The sequence below is a fragment of the Enterococcus sp. DIV1937 genome, assembly GCF_050535975.1.
In the GTDB taxonomy this organism is placed as follows: Bacteria; Bacillota; Bacilli; order Lactobacillales; family Enterococcaceae; genus Enterococcus; species Enterococcus faecalis.
In genome coordinates this window covers 247,501-268,439 of sequence record NZ_CP172909.1, presented here as the reverse complement: position 1 = coordinate 268,439, position 20,939 = coordinate 247,501, and the positions used below count along the sequence as shown (strand labels likewise).

The 20,939-nt window shown below is 39.0% G+C and carries 18 protein-coding genes, 25 tRNA genes and 2 rRNA genes (1 of these 45 running past the window's edge); 3 read left to right on the top strand and 42 right to left on the bottom strand.

Annotated features, from left to right (window positions below):
- Positions 1–329: 329 nt before the first annotated feature.
- The gene (locus tag IGL13_RS01405) at positions 330–977 is read left to right on the top strand and encodes a FusB/FusC family EF-G-binding protein (protein WP_002355200.1); all 648 of its coding nucleotides are present in this window, start codon (positions 330–332) and stop codon (positions 975–977) included.
- A gap of 38 nt (positions 978–1,015) precedes the next feature.
- Here IGL13_RS01405 and IGL13_RS01400 read toward each other — a convergent pair whose 3' ends face one another.
- The 3 genes from IGL13_RS01400 to fabF all read right to left on the bottom strand — a co-directional run bounded on the left by IGL13_RS01400 (position 1,016) and on the right by fabF (position 3,803).
- Positions 1,016–1,984: a dihydroorotate oxidase gene (locus IGL13_RS01400; protein WP_002386045.1), complete on the bottom strand. Its 969-nt coding sequence runs from the start codon at positions 1,982–1,984 to the stop codon at positions 1,016–1,018.
- Between the two features lie 144 nt (positions 1,985–2,128).
- The gene (fabZ, locus tag IGL13_RS01395) at positions 2,129–2,563 is read right to left on the bottom strand and encodes a 3-hydroxyacyl-ACP dehydratase FabZ (protein WP_002355197.1); all 435 of its coding nucleotides are present in this window, start codon (positions 2,561–2,563) and stop codon (positions 2,129–2,131) included.
- A 1-nt stretch (position 2,564) separates the two neighbouring features.
- Positions 2,565–3,803: a beta-ketoacyl-ACP synthase II gene (gene fabF, locus IGL13_RS01390; RefSeq protein ID WP_002358339.1), complete on the bottom strand. Its 1,239-nt coding sequence runs from the start codon at positions 3,801–3,803 to the stop codon at positions 2,565–2,567.
- A 297-nt stretch (positions 3,804–4,100) separates the two neighbouring features.
- Here fabF and fabI point away from each other — a divergent pair, with 297 nt between their 5' ends.
- The gene (fabI, locus tag IGL13_RS01385; protein WP_002358338.1) at positions 4,101–4,853 is read left to right on the top strand and encodes an enoyl-ACP reductase FabI; all 753 of its coding nucleotides are present in this window, start codon (positions 4,101–4,103) and stop codon (positions 4,851–4,853) included.
- Positions 4,854–4,951: 98 nt separating this feature from the next.
- Here fabI and IGL13_RS01380 read toward each other — a convergent pair whose 3' ends face one another.
- The 5 genes from IGL13_RS01380 to IGL13_RS01360 all read right to left on the bottom strand — a co-directional run bounded on the left by IGL13_RS01380 (position 4,952) and on the right by IGL13_RS01360 (position 8,176).
- On the bottom strand, positions 4,952–5,365 hold the full coding sequence (locus IGL13_RS01380) for a DUF4809 family protein (protein WP_002377895.1): 414 nt from the start codon (positions 5,363–5,365) through the stop codon (positions 4,952–4,954).
- A gap of 29 nt (positions 5,366–5,394) precedes the next feature.
- Entirely contained in the window at positions 5,395–6,330 is a 936-nt protein-coding gene (locus IGL13_RS01375) for a cation diffusion facilitator family transporter (protein WP_002355191.1), read from the bottom strand.
- A gap of 142 nt (positions 6,331–6,472) precedes the next feature.
- Entirely contained in the window at positions 6,473–7,147 is a 675-nt protein-coding gene (locus IGL13_RS01370; protein WP_002355190.1) for an HD domain-containing protein, read from the bottom strand.
- A 12-nt stretch (positions 7,148–7,159) separates the two neighbouring features.
- Positions 7,160–7,672: a DNA-3-methyladenine glycosylase I gene (locus tag IGL13_RS01365; protein WP_002355189.1), complete on the bottom strand. Its 513-nt coding sequence runs from the start codon at positions 7,670–7,672 to the stop codon at positions 7,160–7,162.
- Between the two features lie 12 nt (positions 7,673–7,684).
- Positions 7,685–8,176: a methylated-DNA--[protein]-cysteine S-methyltransferase gene (locus IGL13_RS01360; RefSeq protein ID WP_002362939.1), complete on the bottom strand. Its 492-nt coding sequence runs from the start codon at positions 8,174–8,176 to the stop codon at positions 7,685–7,687.
- A gap of 111 nt (positions 8,177–8,287) precedes the next feature.
- Between IGL13_RS01360 and IGL13_RS01355 the strand changes: the two genes are divergently transcribed.
- On the top strand, positions 8,288–8,881 hold the full coding sequence (locus tag IGL13_RS01355) for a bifunctional transcriptional activator/DNA repair enzyme AdaA (protein WP_002377894.1): 594 nt from the start codon (positions 8,288–8,290) through the stop codon (positions 8,879–8,881).
- Between the two features lie 17 nt (positions 8,882–8,898).
- Here IGL13_RS01355 and IGL13_RS01350 read toward each other — a convergent pair whose 3' ends face one another.
- The 34 genes from IGL13_RS01350 to IGL13_RS01185 form a co-directional block, all read right to left on the bottom strand.
- The gene (locus tag IGL13_RS01350) at positions 8,899–9,642 is read right to left on the bottom strand and encodes an alpha/beta hydrolase (protein ID WP_002401743.1); all 744 of its coding nucleotides are present in this window, start codon (positions 9,640–9,642) and stop codon (positions 8,899–8,901) included.
- A 478-nt stretch (positions 9,643–10,120) separates the two neighbouring features.
- Complete coding sequence (locus IGL13_RS01345) at positions 10,121–10,735, bottom strand: hypothetical protein (protein ID WP_002377892.1); 615 nt, start codon at positions 10,733–10,735, stop codon at positions 10,121–10,123.
- A 618-nt stretch (positions 10,736–11,353) separates the two neighbouring features.
- Positions 11,354–12,172 (bottom strand): histidine phosphatase family protein, encoded by an 819-nt coding sequence (locus tag IGL13_RS01340; protein ID WP_002358330.1) that lies wholly within the window; start codon positions 12,170–12,172, stop codon positions 11,354–11,356.
- 20 nt (positions 12,173–12,192) lie between these two features.
- Positions 12,193–13,659 (bottom strand): glycoside hydrolase family 1 protein, encoded by a 1,467-nt coding sequence (locus tag IGL13_RS01335; protein WP_002377891.1) that lies wholly within the window; start codon positions 13,657–13,659, stop codon positions 12,193–12,195.
- Positions 13,660–13,781: 122 nt separating this feature from the next.
- Positions 13,782–15,212 carry a 6-phospho-beta-glucosidase gene (locus IGL13_RS01330; protein ID WP_002355183.1) on the bottom strand — a complete coding sequence of 477 codons (1,431 nt, stop codon included), beginning with the start codon at positions 15,210–15,212 and terminating at the stop codon, positions 13,782–13,784.
- Between the two features lie 23 nt (positions 15,213–15,235).
- Entirely contained in the window at positions 15,236–17,134 is a 1,899-nt protein-coding gene (locus IGL13_RS01325; protein WP_002358327.1) for a beta-glucoside-specific PTS transporter subunit IIABC, read from the bottom strand.
- A 73-nt stretch (positions 17,135–17,207) separates the two neighbouring features.
- Positions 17,208–18,050: a BglG family transcription antiterminator LicT gene (gene licT, locus IGL13_RS01320; RefSeq protein WP_002355181.1), complete on the bottom strand. Its 843-nt coding sequence runs from the start codon at positions 18,048–18,050 to the stop codon at positions 17,208–17,210.
- Positions 18,051–18,292: 242 nt separating this feature from the next.
- Positions 18,293–18,364: transfer RNA gene (locus IGL13_RS01315), tRNA-Glu, on the bottom strand.
- Positions 18,365–18,379: 15 nt separating this feature from the next.
- A tRNA-Ser gene (locus IGL13_RS01310) sits at positions 18,380–18,467 on the bottom strand.
- Positions 18,468–18,477: 10 nt separating this feature from the next.
- Positions 18,478–18,551, bottom strand: a tRNA-Ile gene (locus IGL13_RS01305).
- Between the two features lie 13 nt (positions 18,552–18,564).
- A tRNA-Gly gene (locus IGL13_RS01300) sits at positions 18,565–18,635 on the bottom strand.
- Between the two features lie 14 nt (positions 18,636–18,649).
- Positions 18,650–18,722, bottom strand: a tRNA-Phe gene (locus IGL13_RS01295).
- A gap of 5 nt (positions 18,723–18,727) precedes the next feature.
- Positions 18,728–18,801, bottom strand: a tRNA-Asp gene (locus IGL13_RS01290).
- 48 nt (positions 18,802–18,849) lie between these two features.
- A tRNA-Met gene (locus IGL13_RS01285) sits at positions 18,850–18,923 on the bottom strand.
- Positions 18,924–18,956: 33 nt separating this feature from the next.
- Positions 18,957–19,046 (bottom strand) — tRNA-Ser (locus tag IGL13_RS01280).
- A 12-nt stretch (positions 19,047–19,058) separates the two neighbouring features.
- Positions 19,059–19,130: transfer RNA gene (locus IGL13_RS01275), tRNA-Glu, on the bottom strand.
- A 14-nt stretch (positions 19,131–19,144) separates the two neighbouring features.
- A tRNA-Ile gene (locus IGL13_RS01270) sits at positions 19,145–19,218 on the bottom strand.
- 9 nt (positions 19,219–19,227) lie between these two features.
- Positions 19,228–19,298: transfer RNA gene (locus IGL13_RS01265), tRNA-Gly, on the bottom strand.
- Position 19,299: 1 nt separating this feature from the next.
- Positions 19,300–19,376, bottom strand: a tRNA-Asp gene (locus tag IGL13_RS01260).
- Between the two features lie 38 nt (positions 19,377–19,414).
- Positions 19,415–19,488 (bottom strand) — tRNA-Met (locus IGL13_RS01255).
- A 33-nt stretch (positions 19,489–19,521) separates the two neighbouring features.
- Positions 19,522–19,611, bottom strand: a tRNA-Ser gene (locus IGL13_RS01250).
- A gap of 33 nt (positions 19,612–19,644) precedes the next feature.
- Positions 19,645–19,718 (bottom strand) — tRNA-Ile (locus tag IGL13_RS01245).
- Positions 19,719–19,738: 20 nt separating this feature from the next.
- Positions 19,739–19,812: transfer RNA gene (locus IGL13_RS01240), tRNA-Met, on the bottom strand.
- Between the two features lie 23 nt (positions 19,813–19,835).
- A tRNA-Ala gene (locus tag IGL13_RS01235) sits at positions 19,836–19,908 on the bottom strand.
- A gap of 13 nt (positions 19,909–19,921) precedes the next feature.
- Positions 19,922–19,995, bottom strand: a tRNA-Pro gene (locus tag IGL13_RS01230).
- Between the two features lie 11 nt (positions 19,996–20,006).
- Positions 20,007–20,080, bottom strand: a tRNA-Arg gene (locus IGL13_RS01225).
- A gap of 14 nt (positions 20,081–20,094) precedes the next feature.
- Positions 20,095–20,180, bottom strand: a tRNA-Leu gene (locus IGL13_RS01220).
- Positions 20,181–20,195: 15 nt separating this feature from the next.
- Positions 20,196–20,267 (bottom strand) — tRNA-Gly (locus tag IGL13_RS01215).
- Between the two features lie 4 nt (positions 20,268–20,271).
- A tRNA-Thr gene (locus IGL13_RS01210) sits at positions 20,272–20,347 on the bottom strand.
- Between the two features lie 6 nt (positions 20,348–20,353).
- A tRNA-Leu gene (locus IGL13_RS01205) sits at positions 20,354–20,435 on the bottom strand.
- Positions 20,436–20,451: 16 nt separating this feature from the next.
- A tRNA-Lys gene (locus tag IGL13_RS01200) sits at positions 20,452–20,524 on the bottom strand.
- Positions 20,525–20,530: 6 nt separating this feature from the next.
- Positions 20,531–20,603 (bottom strand) — tRNA-Val (locus tag IGL13_RS01195).
- Positions 20,604–20,617: 14 nt separating this feature from the next.
- Positions 20,618–20,733 (bottom strand): 5S ribosomal RNA (rrf, locus tag IGL13_RS01190).
- A gap of 96 nt (positions 20,734–20,829) precedes the next feature.
- Positions 20,830–20,939: ribosomal RNA gene (locus IGL13_RS01185) — 23S ribosomal RNA — on the bottom strand (it continues 2,803 nt past the right edge of the window).

Sequence of the window (20,939 nt, the reverse complement as noted above, 5' to 3'; positions counted from 1 at the left end):
ATTCTTCATTATTGTAGCAAATAACCTAGGATTAATCTAGGAAATCACGTATCTTTTTTAGAAGTTTATCACTCCCCAGACATTGAATTGGGAAATAAAACGAGTTTAACTTGCCTTTTTTCTTGAATTGCGTTAGAATTACCAAGCTTTCATCAATTATTTTCACTTTTTACATAGAAAAAATCAATCATTAAAGGGGGTGATGATATGATACGTCAAACGCTATCTTTATCAAAAACACATGAGGTTGTCTGTCACTAAACATACGTTGGTGAGACAAATTGCCTTTCAGCGTATGTACTCGGTCTATTTGAAAGGAATTTAAAATCATGAACCCAACTATTCAACCTTACCAATTTAACATAATTAAAGAACAAGTCGCTGTGTTACTAAACACCTATACGTCTGTTAACGATGCTACGACTGTCAAAACTGTCCAGGCCCTATGTGCCGAAAAAATCAATGGGTTATTTCCAGAAGAACACCCTGCTGTTACGATTTTGTTGGACAAAGTGATGGATCGTCGTTTAACACGCGCACGTGCTGAAAAATATTTAGATGAATTAAAAGAAACCGTGTTGCCCTTTAAAGAACCTTCAACACCACAAGTCACGAAAGTCTTTCGCAAAGTGAAAAAGTTAAAGATTCCTGAGTGGGAAAACATGGATTTACGGAACAATACCTATGTCGGTTGGAACGACGCTGGGACTCAGAAAAAATTTATCTTAGCTTATCGAGAAAATAAATTAATCGGCGTCCACGGCACCCTTTCACCCACCATTGTTAAAGGTGTTTGCTCCATCTGTCAAACAATCACGAATGTGTCTATGTTCCTAGCTACCACCAAATCAGGCGGCGACGGAACCTACACGAAAAAAGGCAATTACATTTGCCATGATAGCGACACCTGTAACCAACAATTAACACAACCTGAATATTTGGAAGCCTTTATGGAAAATGTTAAGGCTGTGAAATAACAAAAAACCGTCAAGAAAATTTCTTGACGGTTTTTTTGTTACATCTCTTTCAATTTCCCACGAAATTCTTCAATACTTTCATAACCTTTTGCTGCCATGATTTCTTGTAATTCTTTGGCTAGACGTTCAAAAACTTGTGGACCTTCTTGGTGCAATTGTGTGCCAACTTGTACTAATGTCGCACCACATAAAAGATGCTCAAAAACATCTTTTCCACATGTAATACCGCCCGTTCCAATAATTTTGATTTCTGGTTTCAAACGTTGCGCAAACGCACGAACATTGGCTAACGCTGTTGGTTTGACATATTCGCCGCCCAGTCCACCGAAGCCTCCTTTTGGTTTAATGACCACTTCTTCCTTGTCACTGTCAATATATAAACCATTACCGATGCTGTTAATACTATTCACGTATACTAAAGGGAATTTATTTAAAATTTCAGCCATTGCGTCAAAATGTGCAATATCAAAAAATGGGGGTAATTTTACACCTAATGGTTTAGTAAAAAATTGGAAAACTTCTGTTAAAAGCTTTTCTGTTAATTCAAAATCATAAGCAATTTGCGGTTTACCAGGCAAATTGGGACAAGACAAATTAAATTCTGTCACTCCTGTGTATTCACTTTCTTGCACTTTTTTTAAAATAGCGATATTTTCCTCATAATTCATACCAGATACAGATAAAAAGCGTAACTCCTCAGGAAATTCCTTTTGACGTGCAATCTGATAATCTAAATAATAATCAATCCCTAAATTAGGCAAGCCCATTGAGTTAATACTTCCTAATGGTGTATCAAAATACCGTGGTTCCTCATTGCCCTGACGAGGATTAGGTGTTGCCGTCTTAGCGACAAAAGCACCTGCTTGAGAAGCCGCTAACTCGTCCATTTCCTTAATTGTCATACAATGAATGCCTGATGCGTTCATTAACACATTCGCCAATTTATGTCCCGAAAACTCTACTGAAATATCCAAAAGAAAAACCCTCCTGTAAATTGTTTTACTCATAAGCTTACCACCTTCACGTAAGCTTTTTATGATTATAGCATGTTTTTTTACGTTAGTGTTATTTATATAAATTTAAAAAGGAATAAGCCATTGTGACTTATTCCTTTTCTTAGGGAAACTAACGTATCCAAAATTGATTGATTCTTATCGTCCCACAATAAACGTCAATTCACATTCGCAGACCTTTTTATCTTCCACGTAAGCAGTCGCTTTGCCGATGCCGACAAAGTCACGTAATTTGACGATTTCAAAATGTAATTTCAAGACATCACCAGGGACCACTTTTTGACGGAATTTGGCTTTGTTGATACCGCCAATATAGGCTGTTTCACCTTCAAATTGATCCATTTTTAAGATTAAAATCGAACCTACTTGTGCCAATGCTTCAATAATCAAAACGCCTGGCATTGTTGGATTTCCAGGGAAATGTCCTTGGAAAAATTCTTCGTTAATTGTTACATTTTTTGTTGCAATAATCTTTTCATTTGGAATAATTTCATCCACATAATCAATATAACAAATCGGATAGCGATTAGGAATCATTTCCATAATTTCTGTTGCAGTCATTACTTTTTTCATACTAGTTTTCCTCCCATTTCTTCAAGCAAATTACACCATTATGGCCACCAAAGCCAAACGAATTACTAATTGTATAGTCCGCTGTAATGTCACGTGCACCTTCTGTGACATAATCTAAATCACAATCTGGATCAGCAACTTGGTAGCCTACTGTCGGATGAGCTTTTCCTTCTTGCAATGTTTGTACACAAGCAATCGCTTCGATACCGCCAGCCGCGCCCAATAAATGTCCAGTCATACTCTTTGTACTTGAAATTGGAATTTGCGATGCTCGCTCACCAAAGACACGTTTGATGGCCGTTGTTTCCGCAGCGTCATTCGCTGGGGTTGACGTACCATGAGCATTGATATACCCAATTTGTTCCGGCGTAATCCCTGCTTCCGCAATCGCCATTTCCATCGCAGCCGCCGCGCCACTACCGTCTTTTAAAGGAGCGGTCATGTGGCTAGCATCACAGTTGCTGCCATAGCCAACAATTTCGCCGTAGATAGTTGCGCCACGTTTCTGTGCATGCTCGAGTTCTTCTAAAACCAGCATTCCTGCGCCTTCACCCATCACAAAACCTTTTCGTTCTTTATCAAAAGGAATCGAAGCCCGAGTCGCATCTTCTGTTGTATTTAAAGCATTCAATGCTGCAAAGCCTGCAATCCCAATTTCACATACTGTGGCTTCTGTCCCACCAGTTACCATCATGTCCGCTAAACCATATTTAATCGTGCGAAAAGCTTCACCAATCGCATTCGTCGCAGAAGCACAAGCAGTCACGATAGTTTGAGAAGGTCCTTTTGCACCTAAACGAATCGAAATATTTCCCGCTGCCATATTAGCAATTACCATGGGCACGAAAAATGGTGTTACGCGTTTTGCGCCTTTTTTATCCATTACCCGTACTTGGTCTTGTAAGGTAGTCATCCCGCCAATCCCACTACCGACAATCACACCTAAACGAGTCGGGTCAATCGTTGCTTCTGTTAAACCACTCATTTCCCACGCTTCTAAAGCAGCGACCAAGCCATATTGAGAAAATAAGTCCATTCTTTTTTGCTCTTTGCGTTCTAAAACAGCACTTGGGTCAAACTCTTTCACTTCGCCAGCCAAAGCTACCCCAGTATCTTCAGAATCAAATTTAGTAATTTTGCCAATTCCTAGTTTGCCATCCACTAGATTATGCCAAAATTCTTTTACGGTATTGCCTAATGGTGTTACGGCACCCATGCCGGTTATGACCACTCTTTTCATACTGTACCTCCGAGTTTATTTTGATTATCAAACTATTATTTCATGCGGTTTCCAGCACTTTTTCTCAAAAAATAAGAAAAATAGTTTGACTTTCAAAGTATTTTGGTTAATAATTCAGACATCAGGAAAAATGTCTGTTTTTTTCAAGATTAGAAAATTGAGAAGATTTTGTTATCATTCTCACACAGATAATACCAGTTGAAATTTTATTCGTCAACTCAATAAATGTAACTTTTACATTTTGATGAAGAAAAGCCTATTCTATCAACAAAAATTTTTTATTAAAGGAGATTTTATATGTTTTTACAAAATAAGAATGTCGTCGTAATGGGTGTTGCCAACAAAAAAAGTATTGCTTGGGGCTGTGCAAAAGCATTAAAAGATCAAGGGGCCAATGTTATTTATACGTATCAAAACGAACGCATGAAAAAGCAAGTGGTTAAATTAGCAGATGAAAATGATTTGTTGGTGGAGTGCGATGTTGCTTCTGATGCGTCCATTCAAGCAGCCTTTGAAACAATTAAAAATGAAGTGGGCACAATCGATGGACTAGTCCATGCGATTGCTTTTGCCAAAAAAGAAGAATTGTCTGGAAACGTTAGTGACATCACTCGTGATGGTTTCCTATTAGCACAAGATATTAGTAGCTACTCTCTTTTAGCAGTCACTCATTATGCGAAACCTTTGTTAAATCCTGGTTCAGGAATTGTCACATTGACGTATTTAGGTTCCGAACGTGCGATTCCTAACTACAATATGATGGGGATTGCTAAAGCTTCTTTAGAAACTGCCGTGAAATATTTAGCTTTTGAATTAGCTGCAGATAAAATTCGTGTCAACGGAATCTCCGCAGGAGCGATTAAAACATTGGCTGTGACTGGTGTAAAAGACTACGATCAATTGATTAGTATTTCTAATGAGCGGACACCAGATAAAACAGGTGTAACCATTGAAGAAGTCGGAAACACTTGTGCCTTTTTAGTCAGTGAGCTAGCTAGTGGTGTGGTCGGTGACATCATTTATGTCGATAAAGGCGTTCACTTAACTTAATCATTTTTTGTCTTTATTTTCTATTTATACATTAAAAAACAGAGATTGGACGATCTCTTTCACTCATTGATTGTCCAATTTCTGTTCTATTTTGTACTTTATTCTATAATAAAATTGACAGTTCCAATTCCAAAAACAGTTGTTAGGATTTGATTAACTTGTTCAAAAAGTTTTGGTAAATCTTCCAGTTTATTTTTAGATTGGATTTTTTCAGAACCGTTATCGTAGCTTAAATGATTGTACGTTTCTTTAAAAGTTACTGCTGTGTCTTCTTTTCGATAAAGGATATATTCGTCATCTAGCATATCCATTTGTAGCTCCTGTTTAAATCCATTTCTGGCAACAACAGCAGAAACTAGATGAGCAACTGTCAAGCCATCTAACGGAATGTCCACTCCATTCATTGCTAATGTGTAGACGGTATCTTCCACTAAACCACAGGCGTTGCAACCACCACTGGTTAAATCTACTGTACTTGTTATAATTGCCTCTTGCATCGTTTCTTCCCCCATATTGTTTTTTAAAGTTATTCTTTCATTTGTTATTTACGAACGTAATTCACATCATAATCGTCAACTTCAATATAGATATAGATTTTTTTATCAGGCATTTTACTGCGAATGTCTCGTTCAATCGCATTCACAACATCAGGTGCATCTTCTTCCATTGGTTCTACCACATCAATTTTTGCCGCTACTAAAATTTCAGTTGGACCTAAATGAACGGTCTTTACATCAATTAGTTTTTCAACATCCGCCCGATCAAATGCAGTTTTAATTTTTGCTAAATCTGTAGCGGTCACACTTTCTCCTATAATCAAACTATAAAATTCTTTCGCTAAGAAAATGGCTGCACACATTAATAGTAAACCAATCAGTAAACCACTGATAGCATCAAATGCAGCAATCCCAGTTACCATTGTTAAAAGGGTTCCCACCAAAGCTAAACACAAACCAATAACCGCACAAAAGTCTTCTGTAAAAATAATTAAAATTTCACTGTGACGACTTTCTCGCAAAAATTTTAAGAGCGATAACTTCTCTGTATTCAATTCTTTGATTTCTTTCATCGCTACACGCAAAGAGCTACCTTCCACAAGCAAACCAAAAATTAAAATACCAATGACAATAGCCACATTTTCTACTTCATGAGAGGGATGCAGTAACTTCTGAATAGCCTCCATTACGCCTAACGCGCCCCCACCAAAAAAGAGCATCGTTGCAACAATTGTACTAAAAAAGTATTTTGCACGGCCTTCTCCAAATTGATGTAACGCACTTTGCCCACGAGAAGCGCGCTTATTCCCAAAAAGTAATAACACCTGATTACTACAGTCCACGACACTGTGGATACTTTCATTCATCATAGCGGTACTACCACTTAAAGCAAAACCAACAAATTTACTAATCGCTACTAAAATATTCGCAATCAGTGCGGCAATAACTGCAAACATGCCACTCGATTTTTTTGTCTCCATAATTACCTCCTATATGTAACGTAAAACTAAGATAAACCACCCGTTTATTCATCCATCATTTTACCACTTCTGAGGTATTTGTAAAAAAGAGTTCTCTTAAAATTCAAAAAGAAATGTACTGACTGTTTTAGTTGGCCCTCATTTATCGGTGTCCATCCCACTCTTGATAAAATTCCTCCAGATAAAGTTCCATAAATTGATGACGCTTTTCCGCCAATAAGCGACCATAATTTGTATTCATTTGTTCCTTTAACTTTAAAAGTTTCTCGTAAAAATGCATAATAGCAGTATCTTCCCCATTCCGGTATTCTTCTTGGGTTAACTGTTCACGAGGTTGTTTGTGAGGATCGTGAATTAAACGGCCTTTATTTCCCGAATAAGCCATCACCCGTGCAATTCCAATCGCACCGATGGCATCTAATCGATCCGCATCCTGGACCACTTTTCCTTCTAATGTAGTGACTGTTTTCCCAGTATTTCCTCCTTTAAAGGACATATTAGCAATAATGGAAAGGATGTGATTCGTTTGCTCTGTTGATACGTTATTTGCTTCCAACCATTGTTGCACCTTTAGTAAGCCAGCCTCTTCACTTTCGTTAAATTTTTCATCGCCAATATCATGTAACAATGCTGTTAATATACATAAAAATAAATTTGCTTGTTCTTTCTCTGCAATTGTTTTTGCTAATTGTGTCACCCGATAAATATGCCACCAGTCATGGCCACTTGCTTCGTTGGCTAATTCTTGTTGAACATAACGCTCTGCTGCTTGAATAATTGTTTGTTCTTCAAAACTAAGAGATTCATTTTCAAACATCCTAACACTCCTTTATTCTGGATTTAAAATTTCCACCTGGATAATCCCGCTAGCTTTCAGAAACATATTGGTGACAATCGGACCTACAAAAGAAAATCCTCTTTTTTTTAAGTCTTTTGCTACGTTATCTGACAAAAGCTGTGTGCGTGGGACTTGGTATGCTTCTTCATAAATAGATAAAACGGGGACGTTTTTTACAAATTGCCATAGATAATTGGCAAAACTGCCAAATTCTTCTTGTACTTTTAAAATTGCTTGCGCATTTTTAATGGTTGCTTCAATTTTGCGCCGATTGCGAATCATATCTGGATCAGCTACTATTCGATCGACTTCGTCAGGCAACAGCGCGGCAACTTTTTCCGGCTTCATTTGGCAAAAATTTTTCATGAATGCTACTTTTTTCCCTGCTGCTGCTTTCCAACTTAAACCAACTTGAAAAACACCCACCGTCAACAATAAAAACAGCAAATCATCCTCTCTTGTAGGTTTTCCCCATTGTTCTGTATACCATTGATAGTTGTTCATCGCCGCCTCCTTTTAAGACTGTTCAAATGTTAATAATGCTTGTTTCATTGCTAAACCACCACGGTAACCGGTTAATTGTCCCTTGCTGCCGATGACTCGATGGCAAGGAATGACCATTAATAAAGGATTTTTCCCAATCGCTGTGCCAACTGCTCGAACCGCACGTGGACGCCCAATTTTTTCTGAAATTTCTTGATAGGTTATTGTCTCACCATAAGGTATTTCTTGCAACGCCTGCCAAACTTCTTTTTGAAAGGGCGTTCCTTCGATGTCTATGGGGCAAGCAAACGTTGTCGAATGTTGGTTAAGATAACTTATTAGTGCTTCTTTATAAGGCGCAGTTTTCTTTTCAGAAGCTTCTAATTGTGCTTGAGGATACCAGTTTTTCAGTTCTTCTATCGATTGATTGGCTGAACCTACAAAAGCTAGTCCAGCGTCTGTCACACCAAGATAATAGTGATCGTTCTGCCATTCTTGTTGCGCATAATAAATCTTTTTTGCCATATTTCTACACTTCTTTCTCGTGTTTTTCTTATCTTCATTATAATTCTTTTGGCTTTCAAAATCTTGCGCTCCTATCACTTTTTACTTGTTTTTATTAGGGATTCTTTTACAATGAAGAAAACGGGAGGTGTGCTTACAATGAAAACAACGTATCGACTTACTCAGAAACGTTGGGAAGCCATTCAAAATAATAATACGCAATTTGATGGTGATTTTTTTTATGGTGTGACCACAACTAAAATTTTTTGTCGTCCTTCGTGCCCTTCCCGTGTGCCCAACAAGAACCACGTTCTGATCTTCAAAACGGCTCAGGAAGCTTTAACACTTGGTTTTCGTCCATGTAAAAGATGTCAACCAACCGGGCAAGTCGTTCCTAACGAGGAATGGGTTGCTCAAATTAAGCAATTTATTGATCTGCATTCAGCGGAACCTTTAAGTTTAGACTATTTAGCGCAAGCCTGCCACGGTAGTCCCTTTCATTTGCAGCGAACCTTTAAGGAACAGACAAAACAAACCCCATTAGCTTATTTAACAAGTATCCGAATTAGGCAAGCCCAAGAATTGCTTCTCCATTCACCCCTTACGATTCAACAAATCGCGAAAAAAGTTGGCTTCCAAACCGCAGCATATTTTGCCACCACTTTTAAAAAAGAATCAGGCGTAACCCCCTCTGTTTATCGCAGTAAAAATGAGCCGAAAAAATAACATTTCGGCTCATCGGATTATTTATTGGGGCGTAATTGTAGCCACGCTACAATCAATTGACTGATTTCTATTTGCTGTTGCTCGTTAGAAATTGTCGCTTTGTTGTCTCCTTTTTGGACACCGTAATTACCAAACCCTGCATGGTTACCACCTTTGATAGATACATACTGCGTATCTTTCGGCAAGAACTGTTTGGCTTTTTGATAGCTAGTCCAATTTAAAACACCATCGTTTGTAGCTGTTATTGACAGAACCGGCAGATCTTGCTTGTTTAGTGCACCTTTTTCGTCAGGATAGCTGGCTAAATAAATCATGCCTTTGATTCGTTGCTCATTTTCCGCTACAAAACGACTAGCCATCACACCACCCAGAGAATGTCCAGCCAAAACGAAGTTTTGTTGTGGATGATCCTTTATAATTTGTTCTGCAGCATTTGGTGCAAGAACCGCTAAATTCAAAGGAAAATGAACAATATAGACATCATAACCTTTCGTAGCAACTTCTTGCGCCCATTCACTATAACTAGCGGGCGCAACCAATGCACCTGGATAAAAAATCAGTGCTGTATCATTTTTTTGCCCGTTTGTGTAATAATCATAGTTTTTTTCTTGCGTGGCACTTTGACTTATTTTTAAGGCCGAATCGGTTGCTTGATACGTACTATTTTTAATAAAAATAGTCAAACCGATGACTAAGATTACTAAAAAAAGCCCAAGTCCTAGGACAATTTTTTTCCAACGTGATTTTGTTCTATTTTTCATCTCATTTCCTCCCAATGAAAAAATTCTTCTTTCTGATTCTACCTTTAATAAAAAAAGAACACAACAATAGGAGTTGGTGGAGCAACCCTTTTCTTGCTCCACCAACTCCTAAATAGACTGTTTCTCTAATCCAGGGATTATTTTGATTCTTTTTCGCCTGCTTCTAAGTAGCTGATAATAACCGTCTCAAATCATCATTTATTTTTCCTACACTTCCCTTATTAAAATAACAATGAAGCTGAAAGCAGAAATATCAACACCGAACAGATCAATAAAGCCCTGTTATTTGATAAAGTATAGTCTAAATAGATATACTCGCCAATGAAAAATACTATCAGAGCTAACGAAGCCCTCAATAAACCAACATTTTCAAAAATATATTCTTTGAAAATGAAGGAAAGGACTCCTAAAATAAGGAATGATAGTAACATTGACTTAACAATAAACCGTTGCTTCCTCGCCATTCTAACACTTCTCTCTAAGGAATATTAATTGTATAGTTCCAATTCCAGCCACCGATATATTTCCCTAAACTTATTCTTCTAATTCCGTTTTCTACTGCCCATTTTGCTGTTGCAGCTGCTCCAGCTGTTATAACTGCTGCTACACCTGCACCGACTGGTCCTGCTGCTGCAAATTGCTTGGCATACCAGCCCACATATCCACCTACAAATGCGCCAGCTGCCCATGCATTCATTTTTCTTACTTTTGGTCCTAAATTAATATATACACCTACAAATCTGGATAATTGTGGTGTATTTAAATCAATTTCATTTGTAGCATCAATCATCAATTGCGCATCCGAAACTGAAATATTTAAATCCGAAGCTAAAGTCTCAACATCTGTGTTAATTACAAGAACACCATTAACAGTATCGAAATAGCCTTCTAATTTTTCACTAGCCTGCAACATTTCCTTATCTAAAGTTCCATATTCATTTTCAATATCCGTAATTGTTTCATTAATTTTATCTACTGAAACAACTCCAAAATCCAAAATACTTGTTGAGTCGGTTGCTAAAGCTCTCATAGGAATTATAGTCATTCCTAAAATGCCTAAGACAGCTACAGAAATTAAAAATTTATTTTTCATAATTTAAAGCTCCTCCTTTTACTTTGATATCCGATTTTTTAATACCTAACAACTGTTAATTTTTGCTGATCAACAAACATACTATGGTACTTTCTTCATCAATTCCCTCCCTTTCATAAATTTGTCTGTTGTAAAAAATAGTAGCATACACTATTTTAAATAGACATAGCTATTATTCTATTTTATAGGGACACATTACTAATATAAGCAAACATAGTAACAGCCTTATACAATTTAGATAATAAATAACAACCTATTTCATTAACTAAAACAACAATAGTCATAAAAAGGACTGGTTTTTAACAGATACATGTCACAATGTTTTCATTCTATTTATTTAATAGTTGATTCACTAATTAAAAAAATAATTTCTAATTTTTACTTAATATAAATGTAAAAATACCCCATCAGAACATGCTTTTATTCAGTTAGTAAAAAAACGGTCCAAAATCTAGTCAGCATAGTTATGCGATAAATCATTTTTGAGCTCGAACCACTTCTATTTAAAAATGTGATGAGGTAAGCCTTCACTTTTAATAAAAAAACAATAGGAGTTGGTGGAGCAACCCTTTTCTTGCTCCACCAACTCCTAACTAGACCGTTTCTCGATGCCTTAGATTATTTTGATTCTTTTTCGCCTGCTTCTAAGTAGCTGACATCATTGACTTTATCCAAAGTATATTCGCCATTTTTGTAATGAATTGTTGTGACACTAGCATTCTTCAACCCGCCTTCTGGGACTTTAAAATCATCAAATAAAGTTGCTAACAACGCTGAAATACTCAAGCCATGAGAGACAACTAAAACATTGCCATTTCCGGGATTGGCTGATTCTGTGGCAACAATTTTATCTAAGCCTTTTTTCAAACGTTTGGTAATTGTAGCATAGTCTTCTGCAGGCCAGTTATTCTTGCTTTCCTCGCGCTGTTGATCCAGTTTAGCTACACTGTTGGCAAAAGATTCAGGGGTCATGTTTTTCATAAATTCTTCTAAGGAAACACCTTGATCATCAGCAATATCCTGCCACATTGTCTTGTTTAAATCCCCTTCATAGCTACCAAAATTAAATTCACGTAAATCTGGGTCACGCACGACTTCAAGGTCTTTGCCTGCTTTATTTTGATCTAAAATAAGTTGAGCAGTTTGCAAGGCGCGGCCACTATCACTACTATATGCATTTTGAAAGGCAACATCTTTCAAACCAATCCCAGTTGCTGTCACAACTTTTTCACCTTCTGGTGTTAAGACCGCATCTGACCATCCTTGTACGCGGTCCGTCGTATTTAACATGGTTTTTCCATGGCGCACAATGTAAAGAGTTAGTTCTTCAGGTTTTGTCTCTTTTTCTTTTGTCGTTGCTTGCTGATTTTTACCACAACCAACCATTACTAAAATGGCCAGAAAAAGCATCCCCACAATCGTCAATCGTTTTTTCATTTTTTATTTCCCCTCATTTTCTACTCAGTTGTTAAGTTTTCACCATTACTAGCGATAACTTGTTTGTACCAATTAAATGATTTTTTCTTAGTTCGTTTCAAGGTTCCCTGACCTTGGTCATCCATGTCTACATAGATAAAGCCGTAACGTTTTTTCATTTCGCCAGTCCCTGCTGAAACTAAGTCAATACAACCCCATGGCGTATAACCAATTAAGTTAACCCCGTCTTCTTCTACTGCGGTTCTCATGGCTTCAATATGTTGTTTAAAATAATCAATGCGGTAATCGTCGACAATCGAGCCATCCTCTTGCAATGTATCCACCGCACCAAACCCGTTTTCAACCACAAACAATGGCATATTGTAACGATCTGACAACTGACACAATGAAATTCTTAACCCTAAAGGATCGACAGCCCAGCCCCATTCAGATTCTTGCAAATAAGGATTTTTAACCGCAGGCATTTGGTTGCCTCCGACATATTTTACTTCTTCGGGATAAGCAGTCGAAACGGTCGACATATAATAACTAAACCCGATATAATCAACTGTTCCTTTTTGAATAATCGCTAAATCCTCTGACTCCATTTGAATTGTCATTCCTTCACGCTCAAATTCTTTGAGCTTATGCGCTGGATAATAGCCCTTAGCCTGGACATCCATATAAAATTCTTGCTCTCGGTTAAATTGAACAGCTGCCATCACGTCCTCAGGTTTGCAGGACAAAGGATAACTTGGAATATAAGCCACCATCATACCAATTTGGAAATCTGGATTGATGGAATGTCCTAATTCAACTGCTTTCGCACTTGCTACAAATAGATGATGCACTGCTTGATATTTACTTTGTTTATCATTATTGTGAATCCCAATTTGCGTCCAACTTCTTAAAAAATTAATTTCATTAAAAGTCATCCAATACTTCACTTTATCCTGGTAACGTGTAAAAATGGTTTCGCAAAAGAAAACAAAGAAATCAATCACTTCACGATTTTTCCAACCATCATATTCATCGGCCAAATACATCGGAATATCAAAATGGTTAATCGTCACAACGGGCTCAATTCCATGGCGCAGCAAAGTATCAAAAACTTTATCATAAAAGGCTAAGCCTTCTTCATTAATCTCTTTTGTTCCATTTGGGCAAATCCGGCTCCAGGCGATAGACAGCCGAAAACATTTGAAACCCATTTCTGCAAATAAGGCGATATCTTCTTCGTAATGATGGTAAAAGTCCGTCGCTACATGACTAGGGTAGTATAATTCTTCATCGATATAGCCAATCGCTCCTTCGGGTAATGCTTGATCGCGCGTACACGAAGCTTTTTGGCCCTCTTTAGTTAAATACGTAATCCGTCGCGGTTCTGTTTGACTACCACCAGTAATTGCATCTAATGTACTCAGACCTTTGCCTCCTGAAAGGTAGCCACCTTCATATTGGTTAGCAGCTGTTGCGCCGCCCCATAAAAAATTTTCTGGAAATCCCATAAAATCCCTCTTTCCCTCTGTTTTTAGGCATCACAAAGAAACCATCAAGGGAATTGACGCTGGCAGAAGAGTCCTTGTTTTTTCTACCAACGTCAAACGCCCTTTAATAGTTGCTAATTTTATTAATTACTTAAATCTTCACCATTTGTTGCGATTACTTTTTTGTACCAATCAAACGATTTCTTCTTGCTTCGTTTTAACGTACCATTTCCTTCGTTATCGCGATCCACATAGATAAAGCCATAGCGTTTTTTCATTTCACCTGTTCCAGCTGATACTAAATCAATACAGCCCCAAGTCGTATAACCTAACAAGTCGACACCATCTTGTTCAACGGCATCTTTCATCGCTTGAATATGCGCCGCCAAATAATCGATACGATAATCATCGACTACATAACCATTTTCGTCTGGTGTGTCTACCGCTCCTAAGCCATTTTCAACAATAAATAGTGGTTTTTGATAACGATCATATAAGTCATTCATCGTAATTCTCAAACCAAGTGGATCAATTTGCCAACCCCATTCACTGGCCTTTAAATAAGGATTTTTCACAGAGGCAAAGATGTTACCAGCTGTTTGCTCATTAATTTCTGGATCTGTTGATGTGACACGAGAAGAATAATAAGAGAACGAAATGAAGTCCACCGTATGTTCTTTTAAAAGTTCTTCGTCGCCTTCTTCCATTTCAATTTGAATACCTTTACGTGCCATTTCTTTTAAAGCATACGCAGGGTATTCCCCACGTGATTGGACATCAATAAAGAAATAATTTTCACGATCTGCTTGTCGAGCAGCGAAAACATCTTCTGGTTTACAAGTATAAGCGTAGTTGGAACCAGCCGCTAACATACAACCTACTTGGTTTTCAGGATCTACCTCATGAGCAATTTTTGTCGCAATTGCACTTGCTAGTAGTTCATGATGGGCCGCTTGGTATTTCACTTGTTCTTTGTTTTCGCCTTCTTCAAAGTATAGACCTGCTCCCATAAATGGTGCATGTAAAATCATATTAATTTCGTTAAATGTTAACCAATATTTGACTAATCCTTTATATCGGTTGAAAATTACACGGCAAAGATTTTCATAGAAACCTACTAACTTACGACTACGCCAAGCGCCATATTCTTCCACTAAGTGCATTGGACAGTCAAAGTGTGTAATCGTTACTAGTGGCTCAATCCCATATTTATGACATTCTTTGAATAAGTCTTCATAGAACTTCAAGCCTTCTTCATTCGGCTCTGTTTCATCTCCCATTGGAAAAATTCGACTCCAAGCAATGGATAAACGGTATGTTTTAAAACCCATTTCACCAAACAAGGCGATATCTTCTTTATAGCGATGATACATATCAATCGCCTCTTGTGCAGGATAGAAATGTTCCTCATCAAAGTTAAACATTTTCTTTTCACCAGTGATTACTGGAAAACGATCTGGACCAGTTGGCGCTAAATCGACGTTTGCCAAACCACGTCCGCCTTCGTTATAGCCACCTTCACATTGATTGGCTGCTGTTGCGCCACCCCATAAAAAGTCTTTTCTAAATGCCATAAATTCTCTTCCTCCACATCTTTTTATATTAAAGCGGTCAGCAAATCATCACTTGTTGAAACTTCATTACTGCCGACTTCCAAAATATCTAAATAATCCGCTGTATTCGTCACAACGATTGGAATTTGTGTACTAAACCCAGCTTTTTTAATTCCTTCTAAATCAAAGGTTACTAATGTTTGACCTTTTTTCACGCGGTCACCTTGTTTTACAAAAGCTTCAAAGCCTTCGCCTTCTAATTGAACTGTATCAATCCCAATATGAATCAATAATTCTGTGCCGTTATCTGAAATCAAACCTAATGCATGTTTTGTTGGGAATAGTGTGACAATCGTTCCATCAAAGGGTGCAACCACTTTACCTTCCGTTGGTTCAATCACGACTCCATTTCCTAAAGCTCCATTTGCAAAAGCAGGATCCTCTGCATTTTTTAAAGATAACACTCGTCCTTTGACTGGACTTGTAATATTTTCTTTTTTAATCGTTGTTTTATCAATAATCACTTCTTCTTCCTCAACTGTATTGTCTTTCCAGAAGAAGAATGTTAGACCAAAACCAACGACCGCTGCAATGGCAATTGCAATAAAGGACTGAATCATCCCACTTGCATCATCACCATTGATAAAGTTTAGCACACCGAAAATTCCTAAACCACCCATTGTATAAGCTGTCACATTGTTGATCATCAAATATAAACCACCGACAGCGCCACCAATCATTGAATAAATAAATGGCCATTTTTTTGGTAAAGTGATTCCATAAATTGCTGGCTCTGTTACACCAAAAATACCAGAGATAATTGCTGGCGGACACAAAGCTTTTAACTTTTTATCTTTCAATTTGAAGAACATCGCTAAAACAACCGCTGTTTGCGCAAAACTAGCTGCAAATGATCCCGTTAATACTTGGCTTGAACCTTCTTGTGTCACTTGCATAATAGCTAATGGCACAACGCTCCAATGTAAACCAAAAATAACTAAGACTTGCCAGAAGAAACCAAGAATCAAACCATACAAAGCTGGTGAGAAACTCATTAATGCTGTAAAGCCAGCGCTTAATAAATCTGTTAGCATGCTAACGATTGGCCCAATTACTAAGAAACCAATTGGTAAGGCAATCAACAAGACGAAAAACGGTACTAAGAACGTTTGAACAACTTCTGGAATAATACGTTTAAACACTTTTTGAACTTGTGCCGCAAAAGCAATAATGAAGATGATTGGTACGACACTACTTGTATAGTTCGCACCGACCCAAGGAATCCCCATAAATGTATTATAGGCAGGTAAGCCGAATAAATTATACGGTGCTGCGGCTCCGGCACCCGCTGTTGTTTCAAAGGCCGTTTGTAATGCACTTCCTTGAATCGTTGGGTAACATAAAGCTGCGCCAATCACGATCCCTACCATTGGATGCAACCGGAATTTTTTAGCTGCTGTATAACCTAAAATAACTGGCATAAAGTAGAAAATTGCATCGCCAATCCCATTTAACATGGTATAAGTCCCTGACGTAGCCGTATAGAGCTTTAAGAAAACCAATAAGGCATTTAACCCTTTGACCATCCCAGCCGCTGCTAACGCCCCTAAAAAGGGTTGGAAACAACCACTTAAAATATCTATTAAGCGATCAAATAAATTCCCACTGGAAGCTTCTTCTTCACGTTCTCCTGACAAGCCTGCAATACTAACTACTTCTTCGTAAACGGCTGGAACATGGTTCCCAATAACGACTTGGTATTGTCCACCGCTTTTCATAACAGTTACCACACCGTCCATATTTTTTAAGACATCATCATTCGCTTGACTCTCATCTTTTAATTTGAAGCGAAGACGTGTGATACAATGTGTCAAACTATTAATATTCTCTTGCCCACCGACATTTTTTACAATTTTTTCTGCTAGTTCATGATATTTTCCCATCTTTTTTTCCTCCAAAAATTTATTTTCATTTGAAGGTTTAGCCAACTGAATGTCACTATCCAAAGTGGTGCGTTTATTGTTCCGTTGTTTGTACAATTCGTGCAATGTGAATCGTTAGGTACAAGCGTTCTTCATTTGAAACTTGATAGTCATAGTTCTCATTTAAATACAAGCTGATCTTTTCCACGCAACGATAGGCGTTGAGATATTTCTTTTTAATTACCGCATACAGTTCTTCATCATCATTTTCGACAACTTCACGTTGGTGTAATAAGCGATAACAGAAAAATTTTAAATGTGTGCTAAATCGATAAAAGTAGACAGAGTCTTCATCAAAACTTACCTTAAAATAGTATTTCACGATATTTGTAATCTCTTGCATCAACTTTGTCAATTCGTAAATATTACCGACTTCTTCCTCCATCTCCGCATTCACCAAGTGCAATGCGATAAAACCTGCCTCATCCGTTGACAATTCCATTCCTACGCGCTTTTGTACCATTTTTAAAGCATTTACTCCTACTTCGTACTCTTCAGGAAAAAAACGTTTAATATCCCATAATAATAAATTCTTAATTGCAATTCCTTGTTTTTTTCTTTCTAAAGCTGTGTACAAATGATCCGTCAGAGAAATATAAATGGTATCATTCAAACTCTTTTTCAACGTTGATTTTGCATAAACAATAATGTCATCCGAGAGTTTCATCATCTCTAAAGGAATATTTCCTAACAATTCTTGAAACTTAAGTGATGTTTCTTGATTGGCTAAATAAAAAACTTGATCGATACTTTCATCAGGAACCCAATCACCAATGCGTTTCTTAAAAGCAATTCCTTTGCCCATAACAATTTGCTCTCGTTTATCATCATCTAATGTAATAACCACATTATTGTTTAAAATTTTGTGAATAATCAATGCCCCACCTCCTTTGTGTTTCGTTGAAAAAAGAAAAACCCAATTTCTTCAAAAAGAACGACACATATGTCGCTTCATGAAAAAATTAGGTTTAGCTTGTCTTTAAACAATCACTATCCATCTATTTACTTATCCCTACATCCAAAGAATAACATATTTACAACAAATGTCAACGCTTTCAACGACATTTTTTTGTAATAAAAATAAAAAAAGCATACAAACAATGTTTGTATGCTTCACTATGACCCGTACGGGACTCGAACCCGTGTTACCGCCGTGAAAGGGCGGTGTCTTAACCGCTTGACCAACGGGCCATTAAAAAGAAAAAACGGAGAAGGAGGGATTTGAACCCTCGCGCCGGTTTCCCGACCTACACCCTTAGCAGGGGCGCCTCTTCAGCCACTTGAGTACTTCCCCAAGAAATAAATGGGCCTAAATGGACTCGAACCATCGACCTCACGCTTATCAGGCGTGCGCTCTAACCAGCTGAGCTATAGGCCCCAAATAAGAAAAAAGCGGGTGACGAGAATCGAACTCGCGACAACAGCTTGGAAGGCTGTGGTTTTACCACTAAACTACACCCGCAAATTTTTCTTGGATGGCGCGGGACAGAATCGAACTGCCGACACATGGAGCTTCAATCCATTGCTCTACCAACTGAGCTACCGAGCCAAAAACGGTCTGGACGGGACTCGAACCCGCGACCTCCTGCGTGACAGGCAGGCATTCTAACCAGCTGAACTACCAAACCAATTCGTTTTTGCTTTATGCAAATGTATGCTTTAAAAAATAAAAGCAATTGCGGGGGCAGGATTTGAACCTACGACCTTCGGGTTATGAGCCCGACGAGCTACCTGACTGCTCCACCCCGCGATAATTAGACCAAGGAAACTTAATTCCTAAGAAAGGAGGATAAGGGATTCGAACCCTTGCACGGTTTTACCCGCCTGACGGTTTTCAAGACCGTTCCCTTCAGCCGGACTTGGGTAATCCTCCGTAACAAAACTATGACCCGTACGGGACTCGAACCCGTGTTACCGCCGTGAAAGGGCGGTGTCTTAACCGCTTGACCAACGGGCCATTTTATAAAATTATGGGCCTAAATGGACTCGAACCATCGACCTCACGCTTATCAGGCGTGCGCTCTAACCAGCTGAGCTATAGGCCCAAAAAGAAAAGCGGGTGACGAGAATCGAACTCGCGACAACAGCTTGGAAGGCTGTGGTTTTACCACTAAACTACACCCGCATGGCGGTCTGGACGGGACTCGAACCCGCGACCTCCTGCGTGACAGGCAGGCATTCTAACCAGCTGAACTACCAAACCATACTTTTCTTTTTATGTGCTTTTGAAATCAAAAGCAATTGCGGGGGCAGGATTTGAACCTACGACCTTCGGGTTATGAGCCCGACGAGCTACCTGACTGCTCCACCCCGCGATAATTAGACCAAGGAAATTTAATTCCTAAGAAAGGAGGATAAGGGATTCGAACCCTTGCACGGTTTTACCCGCCTGACGGTTTTCAAGACCGTTCCCTTCAGCCGGACTTGGGTAATCCTCCATGATAAAAATAAAACTATAAACAACGTCACAATGGACCTTGTAGGACTCGAACCTACGACCGGACGGTTATGAGCCGTCTGCTCTAACCAACTGAGCTAAAGGTCCAGGCTCTTCCAAATGTATAATCGCGGCGGAGGGGATCGAACCCCCGACCTCCCGGGTATGAACCGGACGCTCTAGCCAGCTGAGCTACACCGCGAAACTCTTATATTAAAATAAGAATGGAGCCTAGCGGGATCGAACCGCTGACCTCCTGCGTGCAAAGCAGGCGCTCTCCCAGCTGAGCTAAGGCCCCATGAAAATTATTATCGGGAAGACAGGATTCGAACCTGCGACCCCTTGGTCCCAAACCAAGTGCTCTACCAAGCTGAGCTACTTCCCGTATATAACTAATGCACCCAAAGGGAGTCGAACCCCTAACCTTTTGATTCGTAGTCAAACACTCTATCCAGTTGAGCTATGGGTGCTAAATATAAAACAATGCCGAGGACCGGAATCGAACCGGTACGGTGATCACTCACCGCAGGATTTTAAGTCCTGTGCGTCTGCCAGTTCCGCCACCCCGGCGTAATGAATTGGCTAAGCGGAAAACGGGGTTCGAACCCGCGACCCCCACCTTGGCAAGGTGGTGCTCTACCACTGAGCTATTTCCGCAAAATGGTGCCGGCTAAAGGACTTGAACCCTCGACCCTCTGATTACAAATCAGATGCTCTACCAACTGAGCTAAGCCGGCTAAATATGCGGGTGAAGGGACTTGAACCCCCACGCCTTGCGGCGCTAGATCCTAAATCTAGTGCGTCTGCCAATTCCGCCACACCCGCAAATGAAATATGAATATGAGCCGTACAGGGCTCGAACCTGTGACCCTCTGATTAAAAGTCAGATGCTCTACCAACTGAGCTAACGGCTCAAAAAATGGAGGTTAACGGGATCGAACCGCTGACCCCCTGCTTGTAAGGCAGGTGCTCTCCCAGCTGAGCTAAACCTCCAAAAACAACAATTCGCGTGGCGACGTCCTACTCTCACAAAGGGAAACCCTTCACTACAATCGGCGCTAAGAAGCTTAACTTCTGTGTTCGGCATGGGAACAGGTGTATCCTTCTCGCTATCGCCACCACACTGGGTGTTGTTTCTTATTGAGTTGAATCTTCATTCACTCAAAACTGGATTGAAGTTTGAATCAAAATAACCAAGTTGCTTTTACTTATCCATTCTTTGGTTAAGTCCTCGACCGATTAGTATTGGTCCGCTCCAACTATCACTAGCCTTCCACTTCCAACCTATCTACCTGATCATCTCTCAGGGGTCTTACTTTCTTAAAGAAA

What these genes read in the sequence shown, in the direction of transcription:
- IGL13_RS01380 (WP_002377895.1), bottom strand. Translation starts at nt 5,365, where the DNA reads ATGGGGGAAGAAACGATGCAAGAGGCAATTATAACAAGTACAGTAGAT.
- fabF (WP_002358339.1), bottom strand. Translation starts at nt 3,803, where the DNA reads ATGAAAAGAGTGGTCATAACCGGCATGGGTGCCGTAACACCATTAGGC.
- IGL13_RS01405 (WP_002355200.1), top strand. Translation starts at nt 330, where the DNA reads ATGAACCCAACTATTCAACCTTACCAATTTAACATAATTAAAGAACAA.
- IGL13_RS01325 (WP_002358327.1), bottom strand. Translation starts at nt 17,134, where the DNA reads ATGGGAAAATATCATGAACTAGCAGAAAAAATTGTAAAAAATGTCGGT.
- IGL13_RS01340 (WP_002358330.1), bottom strand. Translation starts at nt 12,172, where the DNA reads ATGAAAAAACGATTGACGATTGTGGGGATGCTTTTTCTGGCCATTTTA.
- fabZ (WP_002355197.1), bottom strand. Translation starts at nt 2,563, where the DNA reads ATGAAAAAAGTAATGACTGCAACAGAAATTATGGAAATGATTCCTAAT.
- IGL13_RS01375 (WP_002355191.1), bottom strand. Translation starts at nt 6,330, where the DNA reads ATGGAGACAAAAAAATCGAGTGGCATGTTTGCAGTTATTGCCGCACTG.
- IGL13_RS01335 (WP_002377891.1), bottom strand. Translation starts at nt 13,659, where the DNA reads ATGGGATTTCCAGAAAATTTTTTATGGGGCGGCGCAACAGCTGCTAAC.
- IGL13_RS01365 (WP_002355189.1), bottom strand. Translation starts at nt 7,672, where the DNA reads ATGAACAACTATCAATGGTATACAGAACAATGGGGAAAACCTACAAGA.
- IGL13_RS01330 (WP_002355183.1), bottom strand. Translation starts at nt 15,212, where the DNA reads ATGGCATTTAGAAAAGACTTTTTATGGGGTGGCGCAACAGCAGCCAAT.
- fabI (WP_002358338.1), top strand. Translation starts at nt 4,101, where the DNA reads ATGTTTTTACAAAATAAGAATGTCGTCGTAATGGGTGTTGCCAACAAA.
- IGL13_RS01350 (WP_002401743.1), bottom strand. Translation starts at nt 9,642, where the DNA reads ATGAAAAATAGAACAAAATCACGTTGGAAAAAAATTGTCCTAGGACTT.
- IGL13_RS01355 (WP_002377894.1), top strand. Translation starts at nt 8,288, where the DNA reads ATGAAGAAAACGGGAGGTGTGCTTACAATGAAAACAACGTATCGACTT.
- IGL13_RS01345 (WP_002377892.1), bottom strand. Translation starts at nt 10,735, where the DNA reads ATGAAAAATAAATTTTTAATTTCTGTAGCTGTCTTAGGCATTTTAGGA.
- IGL13_RS01370 (WP_002355190.1), bottom strand. Translation starts at nt 7,147, where the DNA reads ATGTTTGAAAATGAATCTCTTAGTTTTGAAGAACAAACAATTATTCAA.
- IGL13_RS01400 (WP_002386045.1), bottom strand. Translation starts at nt 1,984, where the DNA reads ATGAGTAAAACAATTTACAGGAGGGTTTTTCTTTTGGATATTTCAGTA.
- IGL13_RS01360 (WP_002362939.1), bottom strand. Translation starts at nt 8,176, where the DNA reads ATGGCAAAAAAGATTTATTATGCGCAACAAGAATGGCAGAACGATCAC.